The sequence below is a fragment of the Nonomuraea sp. NPDC003727 genome, from assembly GCF_053586935.1.
In genome coordinates this window covers 495,747-516,287 of record NZ_JBSFNE010000001.1, presented here as the reverse complement: position 1 = coordinate 516,287, position 20,541 = coordinate 495,747, and the positions used below count along the sequence as shown (strand labels likewise).

At 70.0% G+C, this 20,541-nt stretch carries 25 protein-coding genes; 18 read left to right on the top strand and 7 right to left on the bottom strand.

Annotated features, from left to right (window positions below; genetic code table 11):
• The first annotated feature begins 23 nt into the window (after positions 1 to 23).
• Positions 24 to 1,007, top strand: a complete 984-nt coding sequence (gene hemB, locus ACWDLG_RS02675; RefSeq protein ID WP_354907802.1) for a porphobilinogen synthase — start codon at positions 24 to 26, stop codon at positions 1,005 to 1,007.
• A gap of 132 nt (positions 1,008 to 1,139) precedes the next feature.
• Positions 1,140 to 1,766 (top strand): bifunctional DNA primase/polymerase, encoded by a 627-nt coding sequence (locus ACWDLG_RS02670; protein WP_449915257.1) that lies wholly within the window; start codon positions 1,140 to 1,142, stop codon positions 1,764 to 1,766.
• 37 nt (positions 1,767 to 1,803) lie between these two features.
• Here ACWDLG_RS02670 and ACWDLG_RS02665 read toward each other — a convergent pair whose 3' ends face one another.
• Positions 1,804 to 2,430 carry a GAP family protein gene (locus tag ACWDLG_RS02665; protein ID WP_354907800.1) on the bottom strand — a complete coding sequence of 209 codons (627 nt, stop codon included), beginning with the start codon at positions 2,428 to 2,430 and terminating at the stop codon, positions 1,804 to 1,806.
• 234 nt (positions 2,431 to 2,664) lie between these two features.
• Here ACWDLG_RS02665 and hemL point away from each other — a divergent pair, with 234 nt between their 5' ends.
• Positions 2,665 to 3,954: a glutamate-1-semialdehyde 2,1-aminomutase gene (gene hemL, locus ACWDLG_RS02660; protein ID WP_354907798.1), complete on the top strand. Its 1,290-nt coding sequence runs from the start codon at positions 2,665 to 2,667 to the stop codon at positions 3,952 to 3,954.
• 9 nt (positions 3,955 to 3,963) lie between these two features.
• Here the strand turns inward: hemL and ACWDLG_RS02655 are convergent, their stop codons facing one another.
• Positions 3,964 to 4,857, bottom strand: coding sequence for an EamA family transporter (locus ACWDLG_RS02655; RefSeq protein ID WP_449915253.1), 894 nt, complete (start codon positions 4,855 to 4,857; stop codon positions 3,964 to 3,966).
• Between the two features lie 73 nt (positions 4,858 to 4,930).
• Between ACWDLG_RS02655 and ACWDLG_RS02650 the strand changes: the two genes are divergently transcribed.
• Positions 4,931 to 5,848 carry a LysR family transcriptional regulator gene (locus ACWDLG_RS02650; RefSeq protein WP_354907795.1) on the top strand — a complete coding sequence of 306 codons (918 nt, stop codon included), beginning with the start codon at positions 4,931 to 4,933 and terminating at the stop codon, positions 5,846 to 5,848.
• Here ACWDLG_RS02650 and ACWDLG_RS02645 read toward each other — a convergent pair.
• A complete protein-coding gene (locus ACWDLG_RS02645) occupies positions 5,841 to 6,686 on the bottom strand; it encodes an EamA family transporter (protein ID WP_449915250.1) in 846 nt (281 codons plus the stop codon). The genes ACWDLG_RS02650 and ACWDLG_RS02645 overlap by 8 nt on opposite strands.
• Before the next feature lie 50 nt (positions 6,687 to 6,736).
• Between ACWDLG_RS02645 and ACWDLG_RS02640 the strand changes: the two genes are divergently transcribed.
• Genes ACWDLG_RS02640 through ccsA form a run of 5 tightly spaced genes read left to right on the top strand, consistent with a single transcriptional unit; the run spans position 6,737 to position 11,263 of the window.
• Positions 6,737 to 7,369 (top strand): histidine phosphatase family protein, encoded by a 633-nt coding sequence (locus ACWDLG_RS02640; protein WP_449915249.1) that lies wholly within the window; start codon positions 6,737 to 6,739, stop codon positions 7,367 to 7,369.
• 56 nt (positions 7,370 to 7,425) lie between these two features.
• Positions 7,426 to 7,995, top strand: coding sequence for a TlpA family protein disulfide reductase (locus ACWDLG_RS02635; RefSeq protein ID WP_449915247.1), 570 nt, complete (start codon positions 7,426 to 7,428; stop codon positions 7,993 to 7,995).
• On the top strand, positions 7,988 to 8,710 hold the full coding sequence (locus tag ACWDLG_RS02630; protein WP_354907790.1) for a cytochrome c biogenesis CcdA family protein: 723 nt from the start codon (positions 7,988 to 7,990) through the stop codon (positions 8,708 to 8,710). The genes ACWDLG_RS02635 and ACWDLG_RS02630 overlap by 8 nt, the downstream gene beginning before the upstream one ends.
• Positions 8,710 to 10,266: a cytochrome c biogenesis protein ResB gene (gene resB, locus ACWDLG_RS02625; protein WP_449915245.1), complete on the top strand. Its 1,557-nt coding sequence runs from the start codon at positions 8,710 to 8,712 to the stop codon at positions 10,264 to 10,266. Before ACWDLG_RS02630 ends, resB begins: the two co-directional genes overlap by 1 nt.
• Positions 10,256 to 11,263, top strand: a complete 1,008-nt coding sequence (ccsA, locus tag ACWDLG_RS02620) for a cytochrome c biogenesis protein CcsA (protein ID WP_449915242.1) — start codon at positions 10,256 to 10,258, stop codon at positions 11,261 to 11,263. The genes resB and ccsA overlap by 11 nt, the downstream gene beginning before the upstream one ends.
• Before the next feature lie 110 nt (positions 11,264 to 11,373).
• On the opposite strand, the gene ACWDLG_RS02615 is transcribed toward ccsA, so the two are convergent.
• Positions 11,374 to 11,673, bottom strand: a complete 300-nt coding sequence (locus ACWDLG_RS02615) for a PLDc N-terminal domain-containing protein (protein WP_449915240.1) — start codon at positions 11,671 to 11,673, stop codon at positions 11,374 to 11,376.
• A 266-nt stretch (positions 11,674 to 11,939) separates the two neighbouring features.
• Here ACWDLG_RS02615 and ACWDLG_RS02610 point away from each other — a divergent pair, with 266 nt between their 5' ends.
• Together ACWDLG_RS02610 and ACWDLG_RS02605 are read left to right on the top strand one after the other, a co-directional pair.
• Positions 11,940 to 13,064, top strand: a complete 1,125-nt coding sequence (locus tag ACWDLG_RS02610; protein ID WP_449915238.1) for a hypothetical protein — start codon at positions 11,940 to 11,942, stop codon at positions 13,062 to 13,064.
• Positions 13,065 to 13,074: 10 nt separating this feature from the next.
• A complete protein-coding gene (locus ACWDLG_RS02605; RefSeq protein WP_354907784.1) occupies positions 13,075 to 13,317 on the top strand; it encodes a hypothetical protein in 243 nt (80 codons plus the stop codon).
• 189 nt (positions 13,318 to 13,506) lie between these two features.
• Here the strand turns inward: ACWDLG_RS02605 and ACWDLG_RS02600 are convergent, their stop codons facing one another.
• Positions 13,507 to 13,728 (bottom strand): BldC family transcriptional regulator, encoded by a 222-nt coding sequence (locus ACWDLG_RS02600; RefSeq protein ID WP_354907783.1) that lies wholly within the window; start codon positions 13,726 to 13,728, stop codon positions 13,507 to 13,509.
• A 256-nt stretch (positions 13,729 to 13,984) separates the two neighbouring features.
• Here ACWDLG_RS02600 and ACWDLG_RS02595 point away from each other — a divergent pair, with 256 nt between their 5' ends.
• A complete protein-coding gene (locus ACWDLG_RS02595; RefSeq protein WP_354907782.1) occupies positions 13,985 to 14,203 on the top strand; it encodes a DUF4229 domain-containing protein in 219 nt (72 codons plus the stop codon).
• Here the strand turns inward: ACWDLG_RS02595 and ACWDLG_RS02590 are convergent.
• Positions 14,200 to 15,381: a hypothetical protein gene (locus ACWDLG_RS02590; RefSeq protein WP_449915235.1), complete on the bottom strand. Its 1,182-nt coding sequence runs from the start codon at positions 15,379 to 15,381 to the stop codon at positions 14,200 to 14,202. The two genes, ACWDLG_RS02595 and ACWDLG_RS02590, sit on opposite strands and share 4 nt — an antisense overlap.
• Positions 15,382 to 15,459: 78 nt before the next feature.
• Here ACWDLG_RS02590 and ACWDLG_RS02585 point away from each other — a divergent pair, with 78 nt between their 5' ends.
• The gene (locus tag ACWDLG_RS02585; RefSeq protein WP_354907778.1) at positions 15,460 to 16,179 is read left to right on the top strand and encodes a demethylmenaquinone methyltransferase; all 720 of its coding nucleotides are present in this window, start codon (positions 15,460 to 15,462) and stop codon (positions 16,177 to 16,179) included.
• Here ACWDLG_RS02585 and ACWDLG_RS02580 read toward each other — a convergent pair.
• Positions 16,161 to 16,787, bottom strand: a complete 627-nt coding sequence (locus tag ACWDLG_RS02580) for a hypothetical protein (RefSeq protein WP_449915232.1) — start codon at positions 16,785 to 16,787, stop codon at positions 16,161 to 16,163. The two genes, ACWDLG_RS02585 and ACWDLG_RS02580, sit on opposite strands and share 19 nt — an antisense overlap.
• 290 nt (positions 16,788 to 17,077) lie before the next feature.
• On the opposite strand from ACWDLG_RS02580, the gene ACWDLG_RS02575 reads away from it, so the two are divergent.
• From ACWDLG_RS02575 to ACWDLG_RS02555, 5 genes are all read left to right on the top strand, one after another.
• Positions 17,078 to 17,944, top strand: coding sequence for a DUF5753 domain-containing protein (locus ACWDLG_RS02575; protein WP_449915229.1), 867 nt, complete (start codon positions 17,078 to 17,080; stop codon positions 17,942 to 17,944).
• 56 nt (positions 17,945 to 18,000) lie between these two features.
• Positions 18,001 to 18,204 carry a DUF397 domain-containing protein gene (locus ACWDLG_RS02570; protein WP_354907774.1) on the top strand — a complete coding sequence of 68 codons (204 nt, stop codon included), beginning with the start codon at positions 18,001 to 18,003 and terminating at the stop codon, positions 18,202 to 18,204.
• A gap of 178 nt (positions 18,205 to 18,382) precedes the next feature.
• Positions 18,383 to 18,583 carry a DUF397 domain-containing protein gene (locus ACWDLG_RS02565; protein ID WP_449915226.1) on the top strand — a complete coding sequence of 67 codons (201 nt, stop codon included), beginning with the start codon at positions 18,383 to 18,385 and terminating at the stop codon, positions 18,581 to 18,583.
• A 281-nt stretch (positions 18,584 to 18,864) separates the two neighbouring features.
• The gene (locus tag ACWDLG_RS02560) at positions 18,865 to 20,103 is read left to right on the top strand and encodes a geranylgeranyl reductase family protein (protein WP_354907770.1); all 1,239 of its coding nucleotides are present in this window, start codon (positions 18,865 to 18,867) and stop codon (positions 20,101 to 20,103) included.
• 76 nt (positions 20,104 to 20,179) lie between these two features.
• Positions 20,180 to 20,539 (top strand): NADH-quinone oxidoreductase subunit A, encoded by a 360-nt coding sequence (locus tag ACWDLG_RS02555; protein ID WP_354907769.1) that lies wholly within the window; start codon positions 20,180 to 20,182, stop codon positions 20,537 to 20,539.
• Positions 20,540 to 20,541 lie beyond the last annotated feature (2 nt).

The window sequence follows — 20,541 nt, the reverse complement described above, 5'->3', positions numbered from 1 at the left end:
CGGGGGCACGTGTGAGGAGAGTCATGACCGCCGAGTTCCCCGCCGCCCGACCGCGGCGGCTGCGCCGTACCCCCGCGCTGCGGAGGATGGTGTCCGGCACGCGGCTGCATCCGGCCGATCTGATCCTTCCGCTGTTCGTCAAGGAGGGCATCACCGAGCCGCAGCCCGTCGGCTCGATGCCGGGCGTGGTCCAGCACACCCGCGAGTCGCTGCGCAAGGCCGTCCACGAGGCGGCCGAGGTGGGCCTCGGCGGGGTGATGCTGTTCGGGGTCCCCGCGGTCAAGGACTCCTACGGCACGGCCGCCGACGACCCCGACGGCATCACCCAGCAGGCGCTGCGTGACGTGGTGTCCGAGGTGGGCGACGCGCTGGTGGTCATGGCCGACACCTGCCTCGACGAGGTCACCGACCACGGCCACTGCGGCATCCTGACGCCCGAGGGCGAGGTCGACAACGACGCCACGCTCGACCGCTACGTCTCCATGGCCGTCGCCCAGGCCCGCGCCGGCTCCCAGATGATCTCGCCGAGCGGCATGATGGACGGCCAGGTCGGCGCGATCAGGTCCGGGCTCGACGCGGCGGGCTTCGCCCAGGTGCCGATCATGGCCTACTCGGCCAAGTACGCCTCCGCCTTCTACGGGCCCTTCCGCGAGGCCGTCGAGATGCCGAAGAACTTCGGCGACCGCAAGGCCTACCAGCAGGACCCGGCCGGGCCCGTCGGGGAGGGCCTGCGCGAGGTCCGCCTCGACGTCGCCGAGGGCGCCGACATCGTCATGGTCAAGCCCGCCCTCCCCTACCTCGACATCCTGCGCGAGGTGCGCGACACGGTCGAGGTGCCGGTGGCCGCCTACCAGGTCAGCGGCGAGTACGCGATGGTGGAGGCGGCGGCGGCCAACGGCTGGATCGACCGCGACCGCGCGATCATGGAGTCGCTGGTCGCGATCCGACGCGCCGGGGCCGACCTGATCCTCACGTACTGGGCGACGGAAGTGGCGCGACGCATCTGAGCAGAGGGGTTTCCCGTCGGGTCATGGGACCTATGCGTTAGAGTGCGAGGACAAGTGCTGGTGTGTCCCTTGTGAAGCCGTCTCGAGTGCCCGGGGACCTCTCTCAGGCACGGACTCGAACGGGGAGACACCATGGTGGGGGTACCACTCGCTCGGCGTACCAAAAAGCGGACGCGCCCGACCCGGGTCGAATCGGTCCTGCAGTACGCGGCCCTCGGCTGGGCGAGCGTGCCGGGCGCCCATCCGCTGCGCCGGGGGGCCCGCGCCTGTTCGTGCGACCGGATCGGCTGTCCGGATCCCGGTGCCCATCCGCTCTCGCCCGCCTGGTCCTTGCAGGCCACGACGGACACGACGCAGCTGACCCGCTGGTGGCAGCGCGAGCCCGAGGCCAACGTGATCCTGCCCACCGGCCGCGTGTTCGACGTCTTCGACGTACCGCTCACGGCGGGCCTCACCGCGCTGTCCCGCATGGACGCCGCCGACTTCCACTCCGGCCCGGTCGCCTCTCACGGCGACCGGGTGCTCTTTTATGTGGCCACCCGCGGCAATCCCGAGGACGAGGACGAGTGGTGGACGTGCAGCCTCGACGTCGCGCCCACCTCGATCGACGAGACGCCCGGCCTGCGGTGGCACTGCCGCGACAGCTACGTCCTGGCCCCGCCCTCCACCATGGCCGGCGGCCAGCCCGTGTCCTGGCTGCGGCCTCCCGACGGGCGTCCCCTTCCCGACCCGCTCCGCGTGCTCGACTGGCTCGTCTGATCCCGGGCCGCCCGCCCGAAGCCGTCCTCCGGGGGTCTCACACGATGAGGAGGACGAAGATGCCGCAGACGATGATGTTGATCAGCCAGCCGTGGGTGTCCATCCAGCTCCGCACCTTGGGCATGACGGCCGTGGCCCGGTGCCGGAACAGCAGGTAGGCCAGCAGCGGCAGCGCCGCGATCAGGAGCGTCACCAGCAGGAACGGCACCGCCGCGCGCAGCGGGGCGTGGTTCTGCTGCAGGTTCACGCCGACGGTGAGCATCGCCACGATGTCGGTCGGCATCAACAGCACGAGCAGCAGCGCGGTGGTGAACGCCTTGCGCGGACCGGTCTCCAGCAGCTTGTCGAGCCATTTGGGCGGCTTGGAGGTCGCCCGTCCCAGGTAGCTCTTGAGCGCGATGGCGACCAGGAGGGCGACCAGGACGATCTGGATGATCCAGCCCAGCGATCCCTTGTCGTGGGGGTCGCCCAGCGGGATCGCGCCGTCGAGCAGGGCGGCGAGCCAGCGGGTCAGCATCACTCCGACGGTCGCGGCGAGCGCGATGCCGACCAGGTAGGCGAGGGAGACCCGCACCGCGTACCGGTGCATGACCAGGACGATCGCCGTCATGATCTGCGGACCCGCCATCATGGTGACGGCCAGGGGCAGGATTTGCAGGTTCATGGGCGTCTTCCGTCGTAGCGTTGCTGGCCGTCCGGTCGGCATGGCCGGAGAGCCGGCCCCTCCCGGCTCCGGCGCACGCTTATCACCACTCCGTCACTCCCCGTGCGTACCTGAGATACCCCGCCTCCTTTGCGTCTTCCCCCAAATGCCCATAAAGCGGACTTGACTCCGTGTCCGTGCCGCCAGGTGAGGGCCACGCAAGAGGGAAGGGTCCCTGACCGTAGGCTGGGACGCGTGAGCCGTACACAGAACTCAGAGGACCTCTTCGAGCGAGCCCGCGCCATCGTGCCCGGGGGCGTCAACTCCCCGGTGAGAGCGTTCGGCGCCGTCGGCGGCACGCCCCGTTTCATGGCCTCAGGCCAGGGCCCCTACATCACCGACGTCGACGGCAACCGCTACGTCGACCTGGTCTGCTCGTGGGGCCCGATGATCCTCGGCCACCGCCACCCCGCCGTCGTCGAGGCCGTCTCCGGCGCGCTCCAGCACGGCCTGTCGTACGGCACAGCCACCCCCGGCGAGGTCGAGCTGGCCGAGGAGATCGTCTCCAGGGTCGCTCCCGTGGAGAAGGTGCGCCTGGTCAGCTCGGGCACCGAGGCGACCATGAGCGCCGTACGGCTGGCCCGCGGCTTCACCGGGCGTTCCAAGGTCGTCAAGTTCGCCGGCTGCTACCACGGCCACGTCGACGCGCTGCTCGCCTCGGCCGGTTCGGGCGTGGTCACCTTCGGCCTGCCCGACACGCCTGGTGTCACGGGCGCGGCGGCGGCCGACACGATCGTCCTGCCGTACAACGACCTGGCGGCGGTCGAGGAGGCCTTCCGCACGGGCGAGATCGCCTGCGTGATCACCGAGGCGTGCCCGGCCAACATGGGTGTGGTGCCGCCGCTGCCCGGTTTCAACCGGCGGCTCAAGGAGCTGTGCGCGGCCAACGGCGCCCTGCTCATCCTCGACGAGGTGCTGACGGGCTTCAGGGTGTCCAGGGCCGGCTGGTACGGTCTCGACCCCGTCGACGCCGATCTCATGACGTTCGGCAAGGTCATGGGTGGCGGTCTGCCCGCGGCGGCGTTCGGCGGCCGGGCGGACGTCATGGCCAACCTGGCGCCCGAGGGCCCCGTCTACCAGGCGGGCACGCTGTCGGGCAACCCGCTGGCGTGCGCGGCCGGCCTGGCCACGCTGCGCGGCCTCGACGACGACGCCTACGCCAGGGTGGACGCCGCCGCCGCGGCGGTCTCGCTCGCGGCGACGAAGGCGCTGGAGGCGGCGGGCGTCCCGCACCGGCTGCAGAGCGCGGGCAGCCTCTTCTCGATCTTCTTCACCGATCGGGAGGTGACGGACTTCGCCGCGGCCCAGACGCAGAACACCAAGGCGTACACGGCGTTCTTCCACTCGATGCTCGACCAGGGCGTCTACCTGCCGCCGTCGGCGTACGAGGCGTGGTTCCTGTCGGCGGCGCACGACGAGGAGGCGCTGGGGCTGATCGTCGAGGCGCTGCCCGCGGCGGCGCAGGCGGCGGCCCAGGCGGGCTGACCGCCGCCCTCAGGGGCGGCCCGCGGTGACGGGTTCGGGGAGGGACCGGTCCGGCCGGCGCGCCGCGCGCGGCCGGGTGCCCGCGTAGAGCGCGCCGGACACGATGAGCACCCCGGCCGCCAGCTTGAGCCACGAGATGCTCTCCCCCGTCACCAGCGCCGCCGACGACAGCCCGAAGACGGGGACGAGCAGCGTGTACGGCGCGACCGTCGAGGCGTCGTAGCGCCGCAGCAGCCAGCCCCACAGCCCGAACCCGCCGAGGGTCGAGACGAAGGCCACGTAGGCCAGCGACGCCACGCCCTCCCACGCGAAGGTCAGCCGCGGCACGCCCTCCACGGCCAGCGACAGCAGCAGCAGCGGCGGCGCCGACAGCGCGCTGACCCACACCATGAAGCGCAGCGGGTCCGGCGGCGCGGCCTTGCGCTGGATGACGGTGCCCAGGCCCCAGGCGGCCGCGGCTCCCACGCACATCAGGAACGCGCCGACCGGCCCTCCGGAGCCGAAGTCGACGGCCACGACGGCCAGCCCGGCGAAGGCGACGGCGAGACCCGTGATCCGGCGCGCGCCTGGCCGCTCGCCGAGCAGGACCGCCGCGAAGACCACGACGAACAGCGCCTGTGTCTGCAGCACCAGCGAGGACAGTCCCGGTGGCATCCCCGCCCGCATGCCGACGAGCAGCAGGCCGAACTGCCCGACACCGACCGAGGCCGCCACGCCGGCGATCCACCGCCAGCCCACGGTGGGCCGGCCCACCAGCAGCATCGCCGGAAAGGCCGCGAGGGTGAACCGGAGCGCCGCGTAGAGCAGGGGCGGGAAGTGCCGCAGACCGACCTCCATGACGACGAAGTTGAACCCCCACACGGCGGCGAGGCCGACAGCGAGCAATACATGCCGCAAACGCATGCACCCATGCTCACAAGGGACGACTCTTGAGCACAAGCGACATCTTCTACGGTGAAAGGTTTAGAATGGCTACATGCTCGACCTCAACCGGCTGAAGGCGCTGCACGCCGTCCACGTCTACGGGTCGGTGGGCGCCGCCGCCGACGCCCTGATGGTGACGCCGTCCGCCGTCTCGCAGCAGCTGGCCAAGCTGGAGCGGGAGACGGGCGCGACCCTGCTCGAACGCAACGGCAGAGGGGTGAAGCTCACCGACGCCGCGGGCCTGCTGGCCGAGCACGCCGAGCGCATCCTGGCCCTGGTCGAGACCGCCGAGGCCGACTTCGAGGCGCTGCGCGGCGCGGTCGTCGGCAAGCTGGCCGTGAGCGCGTTCCCGACAGCGGCCAGAGGGCTGATGCCGCGCGCGCTGTCCCTGCTCAAGCAGCGCCATCCCGACCTGGCGGTGTACCTGACCGAGCGCGAGCCCGAGCGGCAGATCAGGGAGGTCGCCAGGGGCGAGCTCGACCTCGTGGTCGCGCAGGACTGGATGAACCGGCCGCTGGCCATCCCCGACGGGCTGTCGCGGGCGACGCTGCTCGACGACATCGCCGACGTCGCCATGCCCGCCGCCCACCCGCTGGCCGCCGGTAAGGAGGTGGAGCTGGCCCAGCTGTGCGGAGAGCGGTGGATCAGCACCGCGCCCGGCACGATCTGCCACGACTGGCTGGTGTTCACGCTGCGCAGCGCCGAGCTGGAGCCGGAGATCACCTGCATGGCCGACGAGTACCCGACCCAGCTCGCGCTGGTCGAGGCGGGCCTCGGCTGCGCGATCGTGCCCAGGCTCGGCAGGGTCCACATCCCCGCGGGAGTGCGGATGGTGCCCATCAGGCCCAGGCAGACCCGCCGCATCTACGCGCTGTGGCGCACCGACGCGGCCCGGCGGCCCGCCATCCGCGCCGCCGTCGACGCGCTCATGCACGCCAGCAGGGAGCTGGAGACCGGCTGGATCAGCTGATCGCGATCGCGACCATCCCGCCGAGGATGACGCCCGCGGCGACCAGCCTGCGGCCGAGGTCCCCCTCGGCCAGCAGCCGCCCGCCCATGACCACCGCGATCAGCACGCTCACCTCCCGCATCGGCGCGACCACGCTGACCGGCGCCAGCTGGAAGGCGAACAACGCCAGCAGGTACGACAGCGGCACCAGCGCGGCCGCCCCCAGCACCTTCGGCCAGTGCTGCCGCCACACCTGCGCGACCAGCCGCCACCGCCCGCCGACGACGACGAGCGGCGTGATCGCCAGCATCCTGAACATCTCGCCGAGATAGATCAGCACCATCGGGACGACCGCGAACTCCTTGACCATCTGGGCGTCCCACACCGTGTAGGCGGCGATGAACGTGCCCGTCATCAGCCCGAACAGCAGCCCCTTGACGTCGCCCGCGCCGCCCCCGCTGAGCAGGAACACCCCCACGCCCACCAGCAGGATGCCCGCGATGCCGAGATGGGTCGGGTGCTCGCCGAGGAACACCACCGCCACGGCGCTGGCCAGCATCGGCCCCGTGCCCCTGGCCACCGGGTAGACCACCGACAGGTCGCCGTGCCGGTAGCCGCGCTGGAGCAGCACGAAGTAGGCCAGGTGCAGCGCCGTGCTGACACAGATCAGCGGCACCACCCGCCACGACGGCACGGCGCCGGAGACCAGGGCGGCGGGCGTCCACAACACGGTCGAGGCGGCGGCGACCAGCCACAGAAAGACCACGGAGTCGGCCTTGGCCGCCTGCTTGCTCAACAGGTTCCATCCGGCGTGGGAGACGGCGGCGACCAGGACAAGGGCGAGTGCGAGGGGGTTCACACCTCCACTGTCGCAGCCGGATCGACGGGAACGGATAGGGTGGGGCCACCATGGCTGAGACGACCGTCGTTCACCTGCTGCGACACGGCGAGGTGCACAACCCCGAAGGCATCCTGTACGGCAGGCTGCCCGGCTACCGCCTCTCGGAGACCGGCCGCCTGATGGCCGAGACGGTCGCCAAGGCCGTGGCCGACCGCGACATCGTCCGCATCTACAGCTCCCCGCTCCAACGGGCGCGCGAGACCGCCGCCCCGCTGGCCGAGAAGCTGGGGATCGAGGTCACCGTCGACGACCGGCTGATCGAGGCCGGCAACGTGCTCGAAGGCCGCAAGATCGCCCGCCTGATGAGGAGCCCCGGCAACTACCGCCACTTCTGGCATCCCGGCCGGCCCTCGTGGGGCGAGCCGTACGTCGAGGTCGTGGCACGGATGCGCGGCATGGTCGAAAGCGCGCGCGCCGAGGCGCGCGGTCACGAGGCGGTGCTGGTCAGTCACCAGCTGCCGATCTGGATGATCAGGACGGCGGCCGAGGGCCGCCGGCTGTGGCACGACCCGCGCCGCCGCCAGTGCGCCCTGGCCAGCCTCACGACCTTCACCTTCGAGGGAGACAGGCTCGTCAGCGTCGGCTACAGCGAGCCCGCCGCCGCGCTCGTCAAGAGCGGCCCCAGCGTCCCGGGCGCCTGACCGCGCCGGTAGAGTGGCAAGCTCTACCGGCTGTAGTACAAGGAGATCACTCTCCCGTGCGCGCGAAACCCCACGCCCTCGCCTTCCTGGCCCTGCTCGCCGTCGCCGGCTGCGCGGGGAGTCCGGGCGGCCAGCCGCAGGCGGGCGACACCAGGTTCGTCGCGGGCGACGGCAAGGTGACCGTGTTCCCCGCGGCCGACCGCAAGCAGGCGCCCGCGGTCGAGGGCACGACCCTCGACGGCGGCAAGGTCTCGCTCGCGGCCTACAAGGGCAAGGTCGTGGTGCTCAACTTCTGGGCATCGTGGTGCGGCCCGTGCCGGGCCGAGGCGCCGGTGCTCAAGGACATCCACGCCAAGACCAAGGCCGGCGGCGTGGAGTTCGTCGGCATCGACTTCAAGGACCGCCAGGCCGACGCGCTGGCCTTCGAGCGCACCGAGCAGCCCGGCTACCCCAGCATCTTCGACCAGCCCGGCAAGGTGGCGCTGGCGTTCCAGGGCACCGTGCCGCCCGCCGCGATCCCCTCCACGCTCGTCATCGACGAGCAGGGCAGGGTGGCGGCCAGGGCGCTCGGCGCGGTCAAGTACAACGACCTGCTCAAGGCCGTGACCCAGGTGCGCGATGAGTGACGTCGTCGCCTCGGGCTCGCTGCTGCTCGCCATACCGATCGCGGTGCTGGCCGGGCTGGTGTCGTTCCTGTCGCCGTGCGTGCTTCCGCTGGTGCCGGGCTACCTGTCGTACGTGACGGGCATGAGCGCCGACCCCAGGCGGGGCCGGCTGGTGCTCGGCACGGCGCTGTTCGTGGCCGGCTTCGCGGCGGTGTTCGTCGCGGGCGGCGCGCTGTTCGGCGGCCTCGGCTCGGCCCTGTACGGCAGCGCCGACGTCATCACGCGCGTCGTCGGCGTGCTGACGATCGTGCTCGGTCTGGCCTTCCTCGGCGTCATCCCCGGGCTCATGCGCGACGTGCGCATCCACCGGGTGCCCAGCGCGGGGCTCGCGGGCGCGCCGCTGCTCGGCGTGGTGTTCGGCCTCGGCTGGACGCCGTGCATCGGCCCCACGCTCGCCGTCGTCCTCTCCCTCGGCTACACCGAGGGCAGCGCCGCGCGGGGCGCCTTCCTCGCCGTGGCGTACGCGCTCGGGCTCGGCCTGCCGTTCGTGGTCGCCGCCCTGGCCTACAGCAGGGCGCTGCGCACCTTCAGCGCCATCCGCAAGCACTCGCGCCTCATCACCAGGATCGGCGGCGGCATGCTCGTCACGGTCGGCCTCCTGCTCGTCACCGGGCTGTGGGGGCAGATCATCGCGGGCATGCAGACGTGGATCGGCGGATTCGAGCCGGTGATCTGATGGCGATCGACGAACTGCGGACGCAGGCGCCCCGACCGGCCAAGCTCGGCCCGGTCGGCTGGCTGCGCTGGTTCTGGCGCACGCTCACCTCGATGAAGACCGCGCTGATCCTGCTGTTCCTGTTCGCGCTGGCCTCCATCCCCGGCTCGCTGGTGCCGCAGCGCTCGGTCGAGCCCGACAAGGTCGCGCTGATCTACCAGAACGACCCGGCCCTCGCCGAGTGGTACGACCGCCTCCACCTGTTCGACGTCTTCACCGCCCCCTGGTTCGCGGCCATCTACCTGCTGCTGTTCACCTCGCTGATCGGCTGCGTCATCCCGCGCACCACGACCTACCTGAAGGAGCTGCGCCGCAAGCCGCCGACGGCCCCGAAGAACCTGTCGCGCCTGCCGCACCACGCCGTGGTCGAGGGCCCGCTCGAGGTCGAGGAGGCGGCCCGGAGGCTGCGCAAGCTGCGTTTCAGGGTGGCCACGGGCCCCGGCTGGGTGTCGGCGGAGAAGGGCTACCTGCGCGAGACCGGCAACCTGCTCTTCCACGTGGCCCTGCTCGGGCTGCTGGTCGCCGTGGGCATCGGCTCCCTGTACGGCTACCGCGGCAACGTCCTGGTCGTCGAGGGCGACGGGTTCGCCAACACCGTGGCCGCCTACGACCGCTACATGCCGGGCAACCGCGTCTCGGCCGAGTCGCTGGAGCCGTTCTCCTTCACGCTGAAGGACTTCCAGGCCTCCTACCAGGTCGCCGGCGCCAAGCGCGGGCAGGAGCTCGACTACACCGCCAGGCTGTCGGTGCAGGACTCGCCGGCCGCGCCCGCGCGCGACTACGACCTCAAGGTCAACGAGCCGCTCGACGTCAACGGCACGCTCACCTACCTGATCGGCCACGGCTACGCGCCCGTCTTCAAGGTGACCGACGGCAAGGGGCAGGTGGCCTTCGAGGGGCCGGTGCCGTGCCTCATCGAGCAGAAGGCGACGCTGACCTCCGGCTGCGTGATCAAGGTGCCCGACGCGCAGCCCACCCAGCTCGGCTTCCTGCTCACCTTCCTGCCGACCAGCGTGCAGCTGGGCGACGGCAGCCACGTCTCGGCCTTCCCCGGCGCAGCCAGGCCTGAGGTGAAGATCCTCGGCGCGTTCTCGGGCGACCTGGGCGTGCGCTCGGGCAAGCCGCAGTCGGTGTACGAACTGGCCCCGCCCGAGGTCATGAAGAAGCTGACCCCCCTCGTCATGGGGTCGAAGGCGCCGCCGCCGCTCGCCGTCGGCGCGTCCTTCGACCTGCCGGGCGGCGTGGGGAAGATCGAGTTCACCGGCGTGAAGGAGTGGATGACGCTCCAGATCGCGCACGACCCGGGACGCATGCCCGCGCTGCTGGCCTCCGCGCTCGCGACCGTCGCCCTGGTCCTGTCGCTGATGATCCGCCGCCGCCGCGTCTTCGTCCGGATCAAGGACGGCGCCGCGGACGTGGGCGGGCTGACGCGCACGGAAGGGTCGGCCGCGGGATTCGCCGACGAGTTCGCCGACATCGTCAAGGTCCTATCCGCAGGAGAGAAGGATGTCCGCTGACCAACTGGCAGGACTGAGCGACGACCTGGTCCTCGCCACCGTGCTGCTCTACCTGGCCTCGATGATCGGGTTCGCGCTCGAGCTCGCCTTCGGCAGGGCCCGCACCAACACGGGCGCCACCTCGATCACCCTCACCGAGGACGGCGTCACCGAGGACGCGCCCGCCGTCGCCGCGAAGGCGACGGTCGCGGTGGGGACGGCCGGCGGTGGCGGCGTGGCCGAGGCCGCGGGCGGCGGCGCCGTCGTCGTCAGCCCGCCCGAGCCGCCGTCGTGGGCGCCCAAGGCGGGCATGGTCGCGATCGTCCTCGGCTGGCTCGGCTGGGCCGCCAACCTGGGCTCCCTCGTCACCCGCGGCCTGGCCGTCGACCGGTGGCCGTGGGGCAACATGTACGAGTTCGTGGTCGCCATCTGCTTCGCCGCGGTGACCGCCTTCCTCGTGACCCAGCTGCGCGGCAACGTCCGCTTCCTCGGCGCGTTCGTCATGGTGACATCGGCGCTGGGGCTCGGCTTCGCGGTCATCTGGCTGCACGTGCAGGCGGGGCCCGTCGTCCCCGCGCTCGACTCCTACTGGATCGCCATCCACGTCTCCGCCGCGGTCATCGCCAGCGGGCTGTTCATCGTGGCAGGCGTCTCCGGCATCCTCTACCTCATCCGCAAGGACGGCTTCTCCCGCCTGCCCACGCGCGACGACCTGGAGCGGGTCGCCCACCAGGCGATCGTGCTGTCCTTCCCGATCTGGACCTTCGCCGTCATCGCCGGCGCGCTGTGGGCCGACAAGGCGTGGGGCCGCTACTGGGGCTGGGACCCCAAGGAGGTCTGGGCGTTCATCACCTGGATCGCCTACGCGGCCTACCTGCACGCCCGCGCGACCGCGGGCTGGCGGGGACGCGCCGTCACGATCGTGCAGCTGGTGGCCTTCGTGTGCCTGCTGTTCAACCTGGTCGGCGTCAACATCTTCCTCGGCGGCCTGCACAGCTACGCCGACGTCGGCAACTGACGCCCTTCCTTGCGGGCAGGCGGTGGTCCACCGTTCCGGGGGTCACCGCCTGCCGTCCGTGCCGTGCACTCCGGCGAGTCCTCGGTGACCCGCCGTCTCCTTCGGAACGGTCAGTCGTCGTCGCGCAGACGGCGGTCGAGGTCGCGCAGGAAGTCGGGGTCGTCGTCGGGGCCGCGGGGCGCCTCACCCCTGTCCGTGGCGGAACGGCCGGGCAACTGGAACGGGCGTGACCGCGTCGGACGGCCGAGCAGCAACCAGAACACGCTGCCGACCAGCGGGACGAGGACCACGATGAGCACCCACAGGATCTTCGGCAGGTTCCTGGACTCCTCGTCGGGAGTCGTGATGACGTCGAACAACGAGTAGAGCCAGAAGGCCAGCATCGCCAGTCCGATTAGCACGCCAGGCATGCCCGTACTGTAGGCCATGGATCGCGTGATCGTGTCCGCGCGCTCTCCCATATCGGGTGACTCGGGAAGATCCCCGTCGTACCGTGGTACCTGTTTCTCCGGCGGTCTTTCCCGGCAGTCCGACCCAGGAGGCGCCACCGGGCATCGCCCGGCGACTGCACGTCTCGATGTTCCCGCGCGGGGCCGGCGCGGGAGAGTTGGCACCGCGGCGCGCCGCTGCGGGGCGAGGGCACGGAGCCATGGCTCCGACGTCGTGAAGAGGTGCGATGGCCTTGTCTGACGATCGGCGGACCGGCGACAGGGGCCGCCATCGACGGGGCAGCCGGTGGTGGCGGCGGGGTTCGTACCTGTCGTCGCGGCGTTCGGACGGTCCCCGCGAGTCGTTCTGGGGCGGTGACAGGGCGGAGCGCCCCCTGGAGGAGCCCGACAGCCGTCCCGAGCGCCGCCGCCCGTCCTGGTGGCCCGCCGAGCGCGGCACGGGATCCTCTGAGCGTGGCACGGGGCTCTCCGGGCGCGACACGGGATCCTCTGAGCGTGGCGCGGCGGCCTCGGCGGGTTCTCCCGCGTACGGCAGGCCGGCCGACAGCCCCCACGCGGGCGACGGGCGGGCAGGAGCGCACCCCTACGCCGGACGGCTGGAGAAGGAACGCGACGACGGCTACCGGGCCGACTTCAGGGGCGAGCGGTACGCCGCCTCCGTGCTCGACCGGCCCCAGTACACCTGGCAGGACTTCGAGCTCGTCGACGACCGCCCCAGGGCCCAGCCCAACCGGCCCGACCTGCCGCCCCAGGGAGACGGGCTGGCCCACTGCGGGCGGCTCGAAGCCATCCTGCACCGCCAGTGGGACGCCAGGCAGGGCCCTCCCTCGGCCGACGCCGTCCGGGCCGTCGAGAGCCTCGCCAGGCTGCCCGAGCGGCTGAAGGACCTGCTCGCCGAGAAGCTGGAGGGCATCTACGTCGGTGCGGGCGGCGTCCCGGACCTCGACGACATGGGATACCTGCGGGGAGCGCCGCTGCCGTCGGGACGGGCGACGTGGGACATCTGCGCCGGAGCGTACGGCGACCGCAAGATCGTCGTGGGGGACCGGCCCTCACCCACACCTGACGTGATGATGCACGAGGTCGGCCACGCGATCGACGACGTCGACGCTCCGTACGACGATTGGGTGTCGGACTCGCCGGAGTTCGTGGCACTCTACGAGCAGGCCGAACCTCTCCTGGCCTCGTCCTTCCACCGGCAGGGCGGCGGGCTCGGACGCAAGGAGTTCTTCGCGGACGCCTTCGCGGCGATCGCCTCGCGTCAGCGTCCGGCCCTGGTCGACATGCTCGGCGGCGACACGCGGACGGCGCTCGACGTCATGTTGTTCTTCAACCGGCGCTACGGAATCTAGGTGATCGACCATGTACGTGATCCGGCTCGCTGACGGAACCCTGCGCGTGCCGGAGAGCCTGACCAGCGAGGACGGCCGTCTCATCGGCAACGCCTACGTCGAGGTGGCGCCCGGCGACCCCGACTACGAACGATGGCTGGCCGAGTCGCTGACCGAGGAGGAACTGGCCGAGCGGCGCCGGCGGTGGGAGGAGGAGAACGACGACCTGGAGCGCGCGTTCCTCGCCTTCAAGTCCGAGCAGGAGGACGTCTGACGGCGGGGGAGCGCATCACGACTCGACCCTTGGACCGTGCGACGTGACGGCGGCCGGACGCGCTGGAGCGGCTTGGAGGACCGGTCTCGGCCCGCCGCGCTCGCGGCCCTGCTCGCCGTACGGCTGAGCGCCCTGTCGGGTGACCCTGCGTGTTCCGGGTTGCACGCGCAGGATCACCGTTGACGGACGTCAGACGCGCGGGGACTCGCCTGCGGGCCGGTCGGCCGTAAGGGCGTCCTCGCCACGAAGAAGGGCGTGTACTTCCGACTCGCGGAAGCGACGGTGCCCTCCGGGGGTCCGGATGCTACTGATGCGGCCTGCCGCGGCCCAGCGCGTCACCGTCTTCGGGTCTACCCGGAAGAGGGCGGCGACCTCTCCCGGCGTCAGCAGACGCTCGCTGCTACTCTCCACCAATCTCTCCCCCTCGCATCCCGCTTCCTGCCAGCGGGCGGACAGGTACCCAGTGTGTCGAGCGAAGCCTGATTTATCCGTGCTTTTGACAAAGATCACGGGTTGTTATAGGCCAACTGCCCGATTGTTATATGATAGAGCCTCTTTGGGGCTCTCGTGGGTGTTTCTTTACGAAAGCGCCTAACTGTGAACACTAGCAGCGCTCGCGCCTGGTGCGTAGAGCGACCAGCCGCAGGGGCCGAGTAACCTCGGAGCTGTGCGTCCCGTTCTCGTTTACACCGCGTCGCGGATCGGCCTGTTTGTCGTGACCCTGGGTGTGCTGTACCTGTTGAACGTGCGGAACCCGCTGATGCTGATCGCCGTGGCGTTCGTCATCAGCGGGATTGCCAGCTACGTCCTGCTCTCCAAGCAGCGTGACGCCATGAGCGCACGCATCAGCGACAAGGTCGACCGGCCGAAGCCGGAGGCCGACTAGGGCAGGGGGAACATGCCAATCCGGGCATGGTACTCCCGTCCGAGTCGCGTCGTGTCGCTACCAACGAGTAGTCCGTCCTTGTGCGCCAGAAATGCCTTGACTCCGATCCCGCGCTCCCGGCCAGGATTCCAGCTGAGCGCCTTTCCTGAGACGGGGTGAATGGCCGCGATCCCCTCGCGCGGCACCGCCCCCGGTCCGGCCGAGTCGTGCCCCCGCGGATTGTTCATCCAGCGCTGGTGGCCCCCCACGTAGACGGCGGCGCCCGTCACGGCCACCGAATAGAGCGAATCGCCCCCGGTGTGGTTGACCCAGGTGGGCTTGACCCGGTCGCCCCTGGCGTAGGTCTCGAACCTGGACGCGCTGTCGCAGAGCTTGCGCGCGCCGCCGTAGCCGCCGGTCGTGACGACGACGAAGTAGCTGCCGTCGGGGGCGGCGTCGAGCCCCCTGACGTAGGACGGGAAGACGTCCCTGCAGGCCGGCGCGTAGGCGTCGGTGCGCCAGTCGGCCACCTTCGCCCGCGCCGCGCCGACGTCGATGACGCCCAGCTGGGGCCTGGGCAGGCCGTTCAGAGTGGTGAAGCTGCCGTCGACGATCAGCCGGTCGCGGGTCAGGGCCAGCGCGTGCACCTTGACCTGGGGCGTGCGCGCGGCGCCCGGTGTGATGGCGAACGTGGGGTCGGCCGCGCCCGTCGTGGCGTCGAGCCTGGCCAGGGCCACGCGCGGGCGGGTGAAGTCGCCGCCGGCGTACAGCTTCGAGCCGCTCCTGGCCAGCGTCGTGACCTGGCCGCCCCTCACCTGCGGATCGAAGTCCTCCACGGCCGAGCCGTCGGACACGCTGAGCCTGAGGAGGCCGGAGCCGCCGACGTACACGGTGTCGTCCTCGCCGGGGGCCAGCGCGTAGACGGGGTCGTCCAGCGACGGGGCGAACTCGGGCAGGATCGCGCCCGTGCGCACGTTGTAGGCGAAGAGATTGTCACGTTCCACGACGAAGGTCCGGCTCGAGTCGCTCACCTCGGAGAAGGCGCCGCCGACGATGACCGTGTCGCCGACCAGGGTGATGGCATTGACGATGCCGTCGAGGACGTGAGGCGTGGTGTCGACCGGATTGGTGGCCACCACGCGGGTGTGTGCGACCGGGGTGACGGCGACGAGCGCCGCGAGGGCGGTTCGGACAAGCATTCGCCAAGTCTTAGCACACTCTGGGTAATCGAGGTGCTACTTCCGGTTTATCGTCGCTCAAGCCCTAGGCTTGACCCCATGACCCGCGCTCAGTTGGACAAGCAGCCGCATGAGGTCGCCGCGATGTTCGATCGCACGGCCAGGCGATACGACCTCGTCAACGACGTCATCTCGCTCGGCCAGGTGCGAGCGTGGCGCAAGGCCGTCGCCCAGGCCGTCGACGCGGGCCCCGGTGAGATCGTCCTCGACCTCGGAGCCGGTACGGGCACCTCCACCGACGCCTTCACCACGCTCGGCGCCCGCGCCATCGCCTCCGACTTCTCCCTCGGCATGCTCTCCACCGGTGTCCGGCGCCGGGGCGGCAACGCGCTCACCGGCGAGGGCGTGCCGTTCATCGCGGGCGACGCGCTGAACCTGCCGTTCGCCGACGACGTCTTCGACGCGGTGACGATCTCGGTGGCGCTGCGCAACGTGCACAACACCGAACAGGCGCTGCGCGAGATGCTCCGCGTCACCAAGCCGGGCGGCCGGCTGGTGATCCTCGAGTTCTCCCACGTGACGGTCAAGTCGTTCGACGTGGTCTACCGCGAGTACCTGATGAAGCTCCTGCCCAAGGTGGCCAGGGTCTTCGGCTCGAACGACGACTCCTACGACTACCTCGCCGAGTCGATCAGGGACTGGCACGACCAGCCGGCCCTGGCCACGATCATCCAGCGGGCCGGCTGGGAGCGGGTCGCCTGGCGCAACCTCAACCTCGGCATCGTCGCCATGCACCGGGGTCACAAGCCCCAGGGCTGAACCACTTCCATGGTCACCAGGCCGCCGTTGGCCGGGTGCCGGTAGAAGACGACCGCCTGGGCCAGGCAGGCGGTCCTGATCTCGGCCGCGTAGTCCTCCAGCAACTCGAGACTGAGCCCCGAGCGCAGGCCGAGGAGGAGCAGCACGCTGGCGCCTTCCACGCTCATCCTGAGCACGAGCGGCAGCCGGCCGCTGTCCGTGCGCATGGACGTCCTCCTGGCCAGGCCCTGGAAGCGGTGCCGCACGGTCACCGCCACCACCTGCCCCATGATCTGCCGCCTGGCGGCGGGCGTTCCCATGCAGGCGAGCGCCACGCCGACCACGGCCATCCCCGCCGTGGTGGCGTCCGTCCACGCCGCCACCTGCGCGGTGACCAGGAAGAACAGGCCGGCCGACGTCGCCTCCGTCCGCCATCTGAACACCGCTCCGAGGCGGGCGGGCAGGTCGCGCGCCTGCGGGATGTACGGATGGCCGCGCGGGTGTCCTCCGCGTTCAGCCAACCGGTCGTCGTTCTCCGTCGTGCCGGCGTCGGCCCGTCCGACGTTCGCTGAGCTCCAGAGGAGGAAGCTCCCCTTGCGCGATCCACGCCTGGGGGTGACTCTGGTCATGTCTCACGGCTCCGATGTCCTGTCGTGGGTACGCGGTGCTGGGGGACTTCAGGGCGGGTGGTGGCGGGACCCATCCGCCCGCGTCTGCTGCGCGGACATCCGGCTGGATCGTTCCCGGGGAGGGGCGCGCTTCTTCACGTCTGCTCACCGCTTCTCGTACTAGGATGAGGTTTTCCCTCCGGGAAGTGTCGTGCAATTCCCGCTGGGATTATTGGAGAGATGCCCGCGTCTGAAGGGGTTCAACCCTTGGGCGGTGGGTAATACTTCGACACGCTTGTGAGGAGAGCTGAGTGGCGCGGGAGCCGAGCCCCACCGTCAGCCGACGCCGTCTCGCCGCAGAGCTGCGTCGACTCCGAGAGGATGCCCAGAAGACGGGCACCCAGGTCGCCCAGGTCCTGGACGGATCGTCATCCAAGATCTCCCGCATGGAGAAGGCCCAGGTCGTCGCGCACAAGGACGATGTGGCCCTGCTGGCGGACTTCTATGACGTGTCGCCCTCGGCCCGGGCGGCCCTGCTCGCCCTCGCGGAGGAGTCCGAGAGGAAAGGCTGGTGGGAGGCATTCGGAGACTCGCTCAACGAGTCGTACATGAGCTACATCGGCCTCGAGGCCGGTGCCGACTCGATGCTCACCTGGCAGAACGTGACCGTTCCCGGGCTGCTGCAGACCGTCGACTACGCACGCAGTGTCATCGGTCTCGGACATTCGCTCAGCGCTATCCCGCCTGCCGAGGTCGAGAGACTGGTGCGGGTCCGGATGCGGCGGCAGCAGATGCTCGAAGGCCCCTCGCCGCTGGTGGTGAACGCGCTGATCGACGAGTCGGTCCTGCACCGGAGGTTCGGCACCCCTGAGGTGATGCGCGACCAGCTCCGCCACATCCTCGAGGTGGCGCAACTGCCCAATGTCTCCGTTCGGATCGTCCCTCTCGACGGCCCCCACGGCCCGTTGACGCACGCCTTCGTCCTCCTGAAGTTCCCATCCCGCGAGGGGCTGGACAGCATGCATGAGGACCTGGTGTATTTCGAGCACGCGACAGGTGCCGTGTTCGAGGAACGTTATGCCGAGACGTACCGAGTTGAGCAGCTATTTCGCCAAATGTCAGCAGACGCGTTGTCTGAGGAGGATTCGCTGAAGATGCTCGGAGAGCTCAGCCGGTGAGTCTCGCGCCCGCTGTCGGGGTATGCCCTCTCTGCCCCCGACAGTGAGGATGTGCGATGGAGTCAGCGATCCCTGAAGAGATCGTGTGGCGCAAGAGCAGCTTCAGTGCACTCAACGGCGAGTGTGTGCAGGTCGCCCACGTCCATGATGGCGGCGTACTGGTCAGGGACTCCAAGCAGCCCGACGTGGCCGTCTTGTGCTTCAGCGCCGGTGAGTGGCGTGCGTTTCTCGCCGGTGTGCGAAACGGAGAGTTCGACTGACAATACCCCAGAGGGCATGGGTTCACTATCGGTTCATCACGATTGCATAAAGGTCCTGCGCGGCTGTCCGAGAGTCGATTAAATCGCGCGCAGTGTTGCTCGCAAACAACGCGCGCTCCGGCATGCCTAGACTCCGGGTGCCTGTAGATATGGGATGGACCGTACCGTGAACGCTGGTGTGGCTGAGACCGCTGTTGAGAACTGGCGCAAGAGTAGTTTCAGCAACCTCAGTGGGGAGTGTGTCGAGTTCGGGCGCTCCGCTGACGGTGGCGTGATGCTGCGCGACTCCAAGGATCCCGCCGGAGCGGTGCTGGCCTTCACGCCTGGTGAGTGGCGAGCCTTCCTGGCCGGGGTGCGCAACGCCGAGTTCGACGTCTGACGCGCTGCCGGTGACCCGGTCAAGGCCCTCTGTCGTTGACGGAGGGCCTTCTGTATGGGTAAGCGCCTACCCGGCTGCCACCTGGATCCGGAAAAGCGCTAGACTGCGTGCCGACAAAGTTTGTGAAGAGCTTCACAAAGGAACGAAGGCCACCACTCAGAGGCCAACCAGCGTGTAGGACAGGACAGGTCCGTGACCGTGCCAGCCGACATCAGGCAAGCGCAGGAGCCAGCCGCGACACCGCGAGGAACGAGCCGGCCAGCGGCGAAGCGGGCGCGACAGTGAACGCCACCGACGCCGACGTCATCGTCGTCGGCGCGGGTCCCGCGGGTTCGGCGACGGCGTTCCATCTCGCCCAGGCCGGGCTCGACGTCCTGCTACTCGAGAAGACGCGCTTCCCCCGCGAGAAGGTCTGCGGCGACGGTCTGACCCCGCGCGCGGTCAAGCAGCTGATGAACATGGGCGTCGACATCGACGCCCCCGGCTGGGTCAGGAACAAGGGCCTGCGCGTCGTGGGTGGCGGCGGCCGTTACGACCTCGACTGGCCGCAGCTCGACAGCTTCCCCGACTTCGGCCTGGTGCGCACCAGGCAGGACTTCGACCAGATCGTCGCGGCCAACGCGGTGAAGGGCGGCGTCCGCCTGATGGAGGGCGTGAACGTCACGGGCCCGATCCTCGACGACCGCAGCGGTCACATCGTCGGCGTCACGACGAAGGACGGCGTCTCCTACCGCAGCCGCGTGGTGGTCGCCGCCGACGGCAACTCCACCCGGCTCGCCCTGGCGATGGGGCTGTACAAGCGGGAAGACCGTCCGATGGGCGTCGCCGTACGGACCTACTTCGAGTCGCCGCGCCACGATGACGACTACCTGGAGATCTGGCTGGAGCTCTGGGACGAGGAGACGCTGCTGCCCGGCTACGGCTGGGTGTTCGGCGTGGGCGACGGCACCTCGAACGTCGGCCTCGGCCTGCTCAACACCAGCGAGGCGTTCAAGAACATCGACTACCGCGACCTGCTCAAGCGCTGGACGCGGAACATGCCCGCCGAGTGGGGCTTCACCGAGGCGAACATGACGACCCCGATCAGGGGGGCGGCGCTGCCGATGGCCTTCAACCGGCAGCCGCACTACACCAGGGGCCTGGTGCTCGTGGGCGACTCGGGCGGGGCGATCAACCCGTTCAACGGCGAGGGCATCGCGTACGCGATGGAGACCGGTGAGATCGCGGCCGAGGTCATCGTCAAGGCGTTGCGCGGCACCACGCCCGCGCAGCAGGAGCGGATCCTGCGCGCCTACCCGAAGGTGCTCAAGGACGCATACGGCGGATATTTCACGCTAGGCAGGTGGTTTGTCGAAGCTATCGGGAAGCCTGGCGTGATGAGCTTCGGCACACGACATGGTCTGCACCATCCCAGGCTGATGCGCTTCGCACTCAAACTCCTTGGTAATCTCACCGACCGGCGAGGCGATGCGTCAGACCGGATCATCAACGCTCTCGCGAAGGTCGCCCCACCAGCATGAACGTTTCATCCGCCCGGCACACACACAGATCAGACTGCGCGCCCGCGCGCGTGGAGATGGGAGAGGAGGCGTAGCGATGGATCTTTACGTGCCCGTCCTGGTGCTCGCCGTTCTCGCGGGAGGGTTCGCGCTCTTCTCGGTCGCGATCGCCCCGTTCACCGGTCCCAAGCGCTGGAACCGCGCCAAGCTTGACGCCTATGAATGCGGCATCGAGCCGACGCCCCAGCCCGTCGGTGGCGGACGCTTCCCGCTGAAATACATGATCACCGCGATGCTCTTCATCGTGTTCGACATCGAGATCATCTTCCTCTACCCGTGGGCCGTGTCGTTCGACATGCTCGGCGTCTTCGGGCTGGTCGAGATGGTGCTGTTCATCGTCACCGTGCTGGTGGCCTACGCCTACGTGTGGCGCCGCAAGGGTCTGGACTGGGACTGAAA

Bases quoted from the DNA above. Each gene is read 5' to 3' on its own strand.
- hemB (WP_354907802.1), top strand. From the start codon at position 24: ATGACCGCCGAGTTCCCCGCCGCCCGACCGCGGCGGCTGCGCCGTACC.
- ACWDLG_RS02670 (WP_449915257.1), top strand. From the start codon at position 1,140: ATGGTGGGGGTACCACTCGCTCGGCGTACCAAAAAGCGGACGCGCCCG.
- ACWDLG_RS02665 (WP_354907800.1), bottom strand. From the start codon at position 2,430: ATGAACCTGCAAATCCTGCCCCTGGCCGTCACCATGATGGCGGGTCCG.
- ACWDLG_RS02655 (WP_449915253.1), bottom strand. From the start codon at position 4,857: ATGCGTTTGCGGCATGTATTGCTCGCTGTCGGCCTCGCCGCCGTGTGG.
- ACWDLG_RS02650 (WP_354907795.1), top strand. From the start codon at position 4,931: ATGCTCGACCTCAACCGGCTGAAGGCGCTGCACGCCGTCCACGTCTAC.
- ACWDLG_RS02640 (WP_449915249.1), top strand. From the start codon at position 6,737: ATGGCTGAGACGACCGTCGTTCACCTGCTGCGACACGGCGAGGTGCAC.
- ACWDLG_RS02630 (WP_354907790.1), top strand. From the start codon at position 7,988: ATGAGTGACGTCGTCGCCTCGGGCTCGCTGCTGCTCGCCATACCGATC.
- resB (WP_449915245.1), top strand. From the start codon at position 8,710: ATGGCGATCGACGAACTGCGGACGCAGGCGCCCCGACCGGCCAAGCTC.
- ccsA (WP_449915242.1), top strand. From the start codon at position 10,256: ATGTCCGCTGACCAACTGGCAGGACTGAGCGACGACCTGGTCCTCGCC.
- ACWDLG_RS02615 (WP_449915240.1), bottom strand. From the start codon at position 11,673: ATGCCTGGCGTGCTAATCGGACTGGCGATGCTGGCCTTCTGGCTCTAC.
- ACWDLG_RS02610 (WP_449915238.1), top strand. From the start codon at position 11,940: ATGGCCTTGTCTGACGATCGGCGGACCGGCGACAGGGGCCGCCATCGA.
- ACWDLG_RS02605 (WP_354907784.1), top strand. From the start codon at position 13,075: ATGTACGTGATCCGGCTCGCTGACGGAACCCTGCGCGTGCCGGAGAGC.
- ACWDLG_RS02590 (WP_449915235.1), bottom strand. From the start codon at position 15,381: ATGCTTGTCCGAACCGCCCTCGCGGCGCTCGTCGCCGTCACCCCGGTC.
- ACWDLG_RS02585 (WP_354907778.1), top strand. From the start codon at position 15,460: ATGACCCGCGCTCAGTTGGACAAGCAGCCGCATGAGGTCGCCGCGATG.
- ACWDLG_RS02580 (WP_449915232.1), bottom strand. From the start codon at position 16,787: ATGACCAGAGTCACCCCCAGGCGTGGATCGCGCAAGGGGAGCTTCCTC.
- ACWDLG_RS02570 (WP_354907774.1), top strand. From the start codon at position 18,001: ATGGAGTCAGCGATCCCTGAAGAGATCGTGTGGCGCAAGAGCAGCTTC.
- ACWDLG_RS02555 (WP_354907769.1), top strand. From the start codon at position 20,180: ATGGATCTTTACGTGCCCGTCCTGGTGCTCGCCGTTCTCGCGGGAGGG.